This window comes from Vibrio sp. 10N.286.49.C3, from assembly GCF_041469545.1.
GTDB lineage: Bacteria > Pseudomonadota > Gammaproteobacteria > Enterobacterales > Vibrionaceae > Vibrio > Vibrio tasmaniensis_A.
This window is the reverse complement of sequence record NZ_JBFRKT010000041.1, coordinates 1-825: the sequence shown is the minus strand read 5'-3', so window position 1 is coordinate 825 and position 825 is coordinate 1. Positions and strand designations below refer to the sequence as shown.

General features: G+C 41.5%; 2 tRNA genes and 1 other annotated feature (1 of these 3 only partly in view). Both genes read right to left on the bottom strand.

Features of this window, described 5'->3' with window-relative positions:
• Positions 1 to 282, bottom strand: a sequence feature (mutual gap in cmsearch alignment for this rRNA model is longer than 100) (it extends 3,231 nt beyond the left edge of the window).
• Between the two features lie 332 nt (positions 283 to 614).
• Positions 615 to 690 (bottom strand) — tRNA-Ala (locus tag AB4180_RS16400).
• A 21-nt stretch (positions 691 to 711) separates the two neighbouring features.
• Positions 712 to 788, bottom strand: a tRNA-Ile gene (locus AB4180_RS16395).
• Between the last annotated feature and the right edge of the window lie 37 nt (positions 789 to 825).

Genomic DNA, 825 nt, shown 5'->3' with positions numbered 1-825 from the left:
TCATTAAAAGCTTAAGGGCTAATCCAATTTCGCTCGCCGCTACTTTCGGAATCTCGGTTGATTTCTCTTCCTCGGGGTACTTAGATGTTTCAGTTCCCCCGGTTTGCCTCCTGTTGCTATGTATTCACAACAGGATACTTGCTTATGCAAGTGGGTTTCCCCATTCAGAAATCCCAGACTCAAAAGGTTATTACTACCTAATCTGGGCTTATCGCAAGTTATTACGTCTTTCATCGCCTCTGACTGCCAAGGCATCCACCGTGTACGCTTAGTCACTTAACCATACAACCCGAAAGGGTCTCTGTTTTACTTTCGCTTTTGAAAAGCGAAAACAAACTAGTATGGCAACTAACCAAGGTTTTTGGTTGTTATCAAGAAGGGTTAATTCCTGATAACTGTTTGCCGGACTCAATTGTGAATCAATGTAAACATTGATTCGAATACAAGACACTTGAATGTGTTTGTTGTGTTTATCAATAAAGATAAACATTGAGAACTTTTAAATTTGATTGAATTACTCGTAAGTAATCAATCAGTCAGCTTTCCAAATTGTTAAAGAGCTAGATTTCTTTCGAAACCATTTTTAAATATTTTCAGATAAAAACACTTAAAGATGGTGGAGCTATGCGGGATCGAACCGCAGACCTCCTGCGTGCAAGGCAGGCGCTCTCCCAGCTGAGCTATAGCCCCATCTTTGTTTCTAATCGATATTGGTGGGTCTGAGTGGACTCGAACCACCGACCTCCCGCTTATCAGGCGAGCGCTCTAACCAGCTGAGCTACAGACCCAATATCGTCTCTTTTACTTTCTAAACCTAATCAATCT